At 28.8% G+C, this 7889-nt stretch carries 10 protein-coding genes; 9 read left to right on the top strand and 1 reads right to left on the bottom strand.

What is annotated here, in order from left to right; genetic code table 4:
- Positions 1 to 365: 365 nt before the first annotated feature.
- A complete protein-coding gene (locus tag BST80_RS02935) occupies positions 366 to 626 on the bottom strand; it encodes a hypothetical protein (RefSeq protein WP_415745899.1) in 261 nt (86 codons plus the stop codon).
- Positions 627 to 932: 306 nt separating this feature from the next.
- Here BST80_RS02935 and BST80_RS02930 point away from each other — a divergent pair, with 306 nt between their 5' ends.
- The 9 genes from BST80_RS02930 to BST80_RS02890 all read left to right on the top strand — a co-directional run.
- Positions 933 to 1082 (top strand): hypothetical protein, encoded by a 150-nt coding sequence (locus BST80_RS02930; RefSeq protein ID WP_415745898.1) that lies wholly within the window; start codon positions 933 to 935, stop codon positions 1080 to 1082.
- A gap of 248 nt (positions 1083 to 1330) precedes the next feature.
- Positions 1331 to 2137, top strand: coding sequence for a ParA family protein (locus BST80_RS02925; protein ID WP_415745897.1), 807 nt, complete (start codon positions 1331 to 1333; stop codon positions 2135 to 2137).
- The gene (locus BST80_RS02920; protein WP_415745896.1) at positions 2127 to 2426 is read left to right on the top strand and encodes a hypothetical protein; all 300 of its coding nucleotides are present in this window, start codon (positions 2127 to 2129) and stop codon (positions 2424 to 2426) included. The genes BST80_RS02925 and BST80_RS02920 overlap by 11 nt, the downstream gene beginning before the upstream one ends.
- A gap of 2 nt (positions 2427 to 2428) precedes the next feature.
- Positions 2429 to 2581, top strand: a complete 153-nt coding sequence (locus BST80_RS02915; protein ID WP_415745895.1) for a hypothetical protein — start codon at positions 2429 to 2431, stop codon at positions 2579 to 2581.
- A 285-nt stretch (positions 2582 to 2866) separates the two neighbouring features.
- Positions 2867 to 4957 (top strand): adhesin, encoded by a 2091-nt coding sequence (locus BST80_RS02910; protein WP_415745894.1) that lies wholly within the window; start codon positions 2867 to 2869, stop codon positions 4955 to 4957.
- Positions 4957 to 5232 (top strand): Mbov_0395 family pilin-like conjugal transfer protein, encoded by a 276-nt coding sequence (locus tag BST80_RS02905; RefSeq protein WP_415745893.1) that lies wholly within the window; start codon positions 4957 to 4959, stop codon positions 5230 to 5232. The genes BST80_RS02910 and BST80_RS02905 overlap by 1 nt, the downstream gene beginning before the upstream one ends.
- 16 nt (positions 5233 to 5248) lie before the next feature.
- Positions 5249 to 6715 (top strand): Mbov_0396 family ICE element transmembrane protein, encoded by a 1467-nt coding sequence (locus BST80_RS02900; RefSeq protein ID WP_415745892.1) that lies wholly within the window; start codon positions 5249 to 5251, stop codon positions 6713 to 6715.
- Positions 6716 to 6810: 95 nt separating this feature from the next.
- Positions 6811 to 7155 (top strand): hypothetical protein, encoded by a 345-nt coding sequence (locus BST80_RS02895; protein WP_415745891.1) that lies wholly within the window; start codon positions 6811 to 6813, stop codon positions 7153 to 7155.
- A gap of 2 nt (positions 7156 to 7157) precedes the next feature.
- On the top strand, positions 7158 to 7889 hold a 732-nt coding region (locus BST80_RS02890; protein WP_415745890.1), incomplete at its 3' end, for a hypothetical protein.

The raw sequence follows: 7889 nt of genomic DNA, 5'->3' as shown, positions 1-7889 counted from the left end.
AAATATAAATTACGTTTAAAACCAGTCATATTTGGTGTCAGAATTTTAATATCATGTTGTAGATGGCCTAATTTCTTGTTTTTAGGATAAAAATTATTAAATTCTTTATTTCATTTCATTAAAGTTTTAATGTTATGTTTAATTACTTCATTTTTTTATATGTGAAAAATCCAGCTAAAGTTAAATTATAAAATTCATAAATTCCAGTTCCATATTCTTGGCGATATTTTTTCATCATTTTTGCAACAGCAATTTTGTAAGTTTTTGAATAATGGTTATTAATTTTAATTGGTCTCGTTGGTTTTTTAGCTAAAACCAGAAAATTTAATTTTTCTTTAAGACAAAGTTGAATCTTTTTAGCTCAATTAAAGTTGAATCTTTTTAGCTCAATTATAAAAAGTTTGTTTTGACTTATAAAATAATTTAATTAAGCTATTTAGTGAATTTTCATATAAATAGTATTTCTGACATAAATTAAAATAATTAATGACATTTTGATAAATATAATTTATTTCTTTTGTAAGTTTTTGTTGTAAATATCATTTTTTTATTTTTCGTTGTAATGAATATAATTCATTTTCAGTTAGAATGCTTGTTACCATATACTTTTTCATTTTAATCTCCATTCTAATTTAAAGACTAAATCAGTGGTCTAAAATGTATATGGTTTTCACATAGAATTTTGGGCGAGCGGTTGATTTTCTGAAATTTTGTGATAAAATGCCTTAAAGTTTAAAAAAGATTTTGAGGTTCTTTCAAACAAATTTGGAAACCTTTATAAAATTCTGCGCTTAACGCTTAGAATTTTTCCCAAGTATTTTGAAAAGCGCGGCAAAAGTTTTTTTAAACTTTAAGGCATTTTTCACAAACTTATGAAAATCACCGCGAGCCCAGATTGATATATAATTAATAAAAAACGAAAGTGATATGTGATGTTTGACTTAAATTGAAATGCTGTCATTTCTCTAAAATATGAAGTTGATAATTTGCAAATTATTAACGGTTTACTACAAAAAGATAAGAAATTGATTAGTATGCTTGTGAAATATTTAGAGCAATTTAAACCGAATAATTTAACTTAGTACCCTACTTAAAACCCTTATATAATAAGGGTTTTTTGTTGTTTGTTTGGCAGTCGTTGTTTGTGGCGCACTGAAAGTTATTTTTGCGGGTAAATGGTAATAAAAATATAAATAAGTATTAATAAATTATATTTATGTATTTTTTCAAATACTTTTTTATGTATTTATATTATATTTATGTATTTTTTCAAATACTTTTTTATGTATTTTAAAAAAATAATGTATAGTTTATTTATAGAGGTGAAAAAGTGAAAATAATAACTATTTGTAATTTTAAAGGTGGTGTTGGCAAAACAACATTGTTAACGGGATTTGCTAGAACACTTGCTCAAAACAATTTTAGTATTTTGTTGATTGACCTTGACCCGCAAGCAAATTTAACAAGTGTTTTTAAAAAAAACAATAATGAAAATATAGGTTCAGAACAATGGTTTAAATCCCCAAGCAAAACTAATTTAGAAGATTTAATTAACACAATTGAAATTTCAAAAGAAAAAAATATTAGTTTAATTCCAACAAATTCAAAATTTGATGATATTAATAGACACCTATCTTCCACTAGCGGAAGAGAGTTTATATTAAAAAAGAATATAAATAAAATTAGAGACTTTTTACAAACTAATTATGATTATATTTTGATTGATACTAACCCAAGTTTAAATGATACTAATATTTGTGCCTTAGTAGTTGCTGATGAAATATTATTAGTAACAGAGCCTCATAGATTTTCAAACAGTGGTGCAATTAAAGTAAAAGAAATTTGGGAAGAAATATGTGATAATTTAGAAATTAAAAATAATTTAAAAACTATTATTTTAAATAAAGTAAATAAGTCAGTAGCAAGAGAACAAGCAAAAGATATTTTATACAAAAAATATGAAAGGTTATTGTGTAAAAACTATATTCCTTTTACTGCTAATATAGATAAATCTACAATGTTAAATAATATTAATATAACTCAAAAAAATCCTTTTGTTAATTTAACAAATGAGTTAATAGAAAGAAATATTTTTAATGTAAAACCAAAAGAGGGAGTCTTATATAATGAAAAATAAAGCTTTACTAAATTTTGGTTTTGAAGATGATAATTTAACAAAAGGGGTAAAACCGAATGAACCTAATATTGCAGTCAAAGTACTTGAAAAAAAAGAAAGAAAATATCAAAATAATTTTATTTTTTTACCTAAAAAAGAAAAGATTATTAGACTTAATATTATTTCTTCTAAACAAACAGAAAATATGCTAAATGAATTAAAAAAGTTAAATTATAAAATTAATCGTAGCAAAATATATAGAGATGCTGTGCAAAAAATTTACGAAGAACTCATCAAGGAAATCAAATAACGATGAAGAAAGTAGAAAATAAAGATACTATCAATCATAATTTAATGCTTGTTGATGTTGATTTACAACAGTGTCTGAATTGTAGTTTTACGATTCAAAAAATTGATGAACAATGATTTACGATTAACACGGGTGATAAAAACTGTGGTAAATAACAAAATTATTTAAAAAACCACACCTATAAATTAGATGTGGTAAAATAATAACAGTAAGTAGTTTGTCCTCTCTCTTACTTTTCAAAATTGCATAAAGTGATAGTAATTTATCGACAAATAAATTACTATCGTGGAAACACTAGTTAACACCTAGCGTTTCCACAGACAATTTTAACATATTTCTTGGTGGTTTTTTTGTGATACTATCTTGAAATATGTTAGAAATTGTGTTGTGGGAATAGTGCGGTGGTGCTATTCTCTTTTTTATTAGAAAGGAAGCAGACAATGAAAAAATTACTAAGTTTATTAAGTATATCAACCTTGACAGCAAGCGTTCCTGCTCCGTTGCTTGCCAACACAGTACAAACTCGCACAAAACGCGATGTTGCGGCAACCTCCAAAGATGTTACAACTGGGTTTAATATTAAAATAAAACAAAAAGAAGATGATTGAAAATTAGTTGATATTGCTTGAAAAAAAGATTGAATAAAATTTGAAAATGAATTTAAAAATTGAAATAATAAATGATATTTTTTTATTGAAGCAGATACATATGGATTTAATAAATATTTAGCAAAAAATAATGGTAATATAAACCAAGTAAACGATTCTTGGCTATGAGGTATTATGACAAATAATTTTCAGTTTGCTTATTTAGATGCTTCAAAAATTAAATATATTTATATATGAAATGATAATAATGTTCCACCAGAACCAGAAATAAACAAAAATACTGGTGAAATTATAGATTGAAAATTAAAAACAACAGATAATTCTTTATTTCAACAGGGGATATCGTTTTCACTTGCTGAAAATGATAAAACTGCAACTTGGTCTAACGCTGGTATGCGTTTAACGGTGGATGGGGAAACAAACATCAATATCAATAATTCAAATGTTATGAAAGTTTATTGAAATGGTGTTAAACAGAATATGTTAGACCACAAAGTAAATATCAATGTGAAACCTGAAACTAGTGAAAAGACCCATAAATTAGTTATCAAATACGATATCAATGGTACAAAATACACGAGTGAAAATATTGATGTTGTTATGGCGGCAAAAATAGAACCACCCAACCCAATTGTTAAAGAAAATTTAAGTGATTTAATCAAAACAACTGATTTAGGTAATATCTTAGATAAGAATGACGACACTATTTTCGCTGTTGTTAATCAGAAAAACAGCAATGTCATTGATGATTTTTCGCAAATTGAAATAACTGCGAAAACAGATACCCAAGCAACTTTAAAAGCTCGTTATGGTAGCAAAAGTTATGCGGGTTCGGTTGATGTTAAATACAATATTTCATCAGCAACGATAGTTGACTTAAAGATTGAATTAAAAAAAATAGCGGGAACAAATAATCCAGTTAGTGATTATTTGGTACAACTTGATAGTAGTAAAATGACAAACAGAGTTGATACATTTTATTATGCGAATGGGAAAAGCACAATCAAAATTAAACAACCCGCAACTGGCAATGACATAACTGGAAAAATATACGGTTGTGATGAACAATGAAATAAAATATCACAATCAAGTACTATTGACCCAGTAAGTGGTTTGGAGATTGATAAGGGGCAATATGGTTCCGTTGATGGGCGTTATTTGATTGAATTGCAACATCAAGATTTACCAACGCATACGAAAACTATTTATCTGCAAATAAATAATTATAAAACAAAAAAAGAATATTGAAATACACCAAATGGCAAACAATTTGAAATATGAGCAGAAGATAACGGATATAAAAATATCCGTGGTTCTAGTGCTAGTCAGTTAAATAATTTGTTTGAGTTATCTAAAACTTGAAAACAAAGTTTAGCACACTTAGATTTAAAGTTAGATAATTTTGTTGTTGATAACATTAAAAATGTTAGTCAAGATGAAATTGATAACTATAAAACAAAACTGCTAGCTGGTGTAAAAGAACAAGTTGAAAAGTATGGTCGTGATGTTGTAGAAAATATCGACTATGTTATCAGCGTTGATAATCTTGTTGCTGGTGATTGAACGACAAGCAAAGATGTCAAAGTTCAATCAGTTGATGGTAGTACAAAACTGTTAAGTTTGACTACCAAAACTATTCCAGTACAACAAAAAGAACAACCAACTCCACCAGCCCCACCAACACCAGATAATAACAAAAAATTGGGTTTAACTGGATGAGCGATTGTTGGTATTGTTGTTGGTTCGCTGGCGGGTCTTGCTCTGCTTGGGTGGTTGTTTAAACGGTTTGTGGTTGACCCGTTTATTTTAAAACCAATCCGCGAGAAAAAAGAAAAAGCCTTTGTGGCAAAAACAGAAAAAGATATTGCTCAAATGAAAAAAGATGATGAAGAATGAGAAGCAAAACAACGAGGTGATAAATAATGATGACTTTCTTAGCGACAAGTGGGTCAACTAGTCTGCAAGAAATTGGCAATAAAATAATTTCCGTTGGAATGCCAATTTTAATCGGAATAGCAATCACAATTGGGATTGTTATGGTGGCGTATTATGGCATTGCTGGTAAATTTGCTAAAAACGCCGAACAACGCAGAGAAACGATTGCTCGTGTTACTTGGGTTGGCGTTTGCTTGGGGATTGTGATTTTAGCGAGTGCAATTGTCTTGGGTCTAAAAGATGTTATTTTAGGAATTGCATAAAAGGGGGAATTAAAAAATGGTGCAAAATAAAAAAGGGTTGAAAAACCCTTTCATTGTTGGCAAATCGACTAAAATAAAGCCAACATCATTTAAAAACATAATAACCATTGTTAACAATATGATTAAAAAAATGGCTATCTTTCTTATTATAGCATTTTTGCCATTGATGTTAATAGCAGTGATTATCGTTGTAATCATTGCGGCGATGATGGCAATATTTACCCCTGACAAAGTAAATCATTTTACCAGTACTCACGCCTCAGAAATGTTTATTCAGTACAGTCAAACGGCGAGTGATAGTGGGGGTGACGCTCCAAGTTGGTTACTTGGTAAAATTATGGAGGCGGTTTTTGCTATCTTATATATTATTTTCATAAAACCGTTATTGTGACTTTTAAGTAAATTCCAAGACATAATTGCTTTTATGTCGGGTGGGAATTTGGCAAATCGTTTGTTGTTTGAAAATAATACTGCTGGGGGTGTCCCGATGTTATTTATTGTGATGTTATCAATTGCGGGAACAATATTGACGTTATTGCTTGCTGCAAGAATGATTGAAATAATGTTGGCGGATGAAAAACATAGCAAGTTAAGAATAACATTGCGTAATATGATTTTATTGTTTGTTGCAATTCCAACAATTCCCGTTATTTTTTATACCTTGAATATTATTGTTAACTTGCTAACCCAAGCGATTATGCAAGCAAGCAACTTGAGTATGCAAAATATCGGGTTGTTTATATTTAATTCGTCGTTTGATAATGGGATGCACGATTTTGATTATGTTCCTGCAAGTTGGACATTTAAAGATAGTGTTCACTTTAATTATTTATTGTGTTTGTTTTCTGAGGGCTTTATGATATACATTTTCTTGCTGATTGCGTTGTTTTTATTCTGGCGAACTGCGGAGTTATTAATTCTTTATGTGATATCGCCTGTTGTAATAGTATCGGCGATTCAAGATGAGGGACGACGTTTTAAAAACTGAAAAGAATTAACTATTGCTCGTTTTATTAGTTTTAATATGGTTTTCTTGGCGTATAGTTTGTTCTTATGGAGTATTTCGGTATTCGCGGAAATTGGAAAAGCTATTCCCGACCCAACAAAAAGACCAATTTTTACTTTATTAGGTATTTTTTCTTTTGGCATTGTTGTTGTTAAATCACCACAACTCTTATCATCACTGATGGGTGGTAATACATCGTTGGGTGATGGTATTGGTAATATAATGGGGTTGAAAGTAGCAACCAATGCCTTTATGACTGGTGGGGCGTTGACAGTTAGTGGTGTTCGAGCAAGTTATAGTTTAAGTAAGAAAACTGCTCGCGGAATTGGAGCGGTTCGTGCATATCAAGTCGGGGCGAAAGAACACGGATTTAAAAATGTTACCAAGGCACAATTTAAAAATGCATTCACTGGCGATTATAAAAATCAACATAGTAAAACAAGTGAAAAAATTAATCAGTGGTTCACTGATAAATAATTTTTAAATTGTCGTTTATAACACATTGAGTTAATATCTTATTCATTAAAATAACTTTCAATGTGTTATAAACGTTTAGAAAGGAAATATAGTTTATGGAAACAAAACAAAATGAATGAGTAACAGTTAACATTATGGCTCGGCGAAAACTAAAACGCGAAACCGAGAAAGCCGTTTTATTTTCTATCCCCGAACATAAGGGGTTGTCGGTGTGAATTAGTAAAAAATGTATTCACGGTTCACGTAACGGAAAAATGCTTGTTGTTGGTATCAAAAAGAATGATGAATATACAATATGAACATATGACCCTGATAGCAAGCAACATTTAAAAAATGAAATTTGACAAGGGCAAATTTTAATCAATCTGTATCAAGCGGAATTTAAAAAAATAGTTGCTTGACTTAACAAACAAGCAACAAAAAACCTAGGAGGTGAATAATTGTGGATGAGAATAAAGCACGCATTATTACAAAACGAGCAAGTAAAATTCGTTTTATGATTTCGAGTGCTCTTGGTGGTGTTGGCAAGGTTGAAATTGCTATTATTGTAATTGATTTTTTAATTACAGCGTTGATATTTTCGTTTTTATTCAAATATCAAATAATTGTCAGTGTTCTTATTACCATTTTTATGTGATTAACAAGTTTAATTTTAATGTTTCCAACCAAAAACGGCGCTAAAATATACAACGTTATTTGAACAGCATTCAAATATATTTTTGTTAAAAAACACAATAACGATGTTTTAAAAATTAGTCAAATTAAAAAAATAGAAAATAATGTTATTACTTGTTCAAATAAAGTTGCAGTTGTGTATCGTATTGAAGCGGTTGATATTTCGCTGGCAAACCAACAAGAGCGCGATATCCCTATTTATAAATTATCTAGCATTTTCAAAACAATAGATATTGATTTTGAAATTTGTAAAATTCAAACCCCATATGAATTTAACGAACAAATTAAACATATTGATAATTTGTTAGTCAAAGAAAAAACTGAGTTTAAAAAAACTCAGTTAACAAATTTAAAAAATTGATATATGAATTTGCAATATAGTAATCAAAAATTAAAAACTGCTTACTTTTTAATGATTACTGGTGATAATGTGACTTTAATAAATCAAAAATTAAGATATCTTATTAATGAATTTGATAATAACATTAAATTTATCAAA

The sequence above is a fragment of the Spiroplasma sp. Moj genome (genome assembly GCF_016082285.1).
Classification (GTDB): Bacteria; Bacillota_I; Bacilli_A; order Mycoplasmatales; family Mycoplasmataceae; genus Spiroplasma; species Spiroplasma phoeniceum.
Note: the sequence above shows the minus strand (reverse complement) of the source record. Positions and strands in the feature narration are given on the sequence as shown.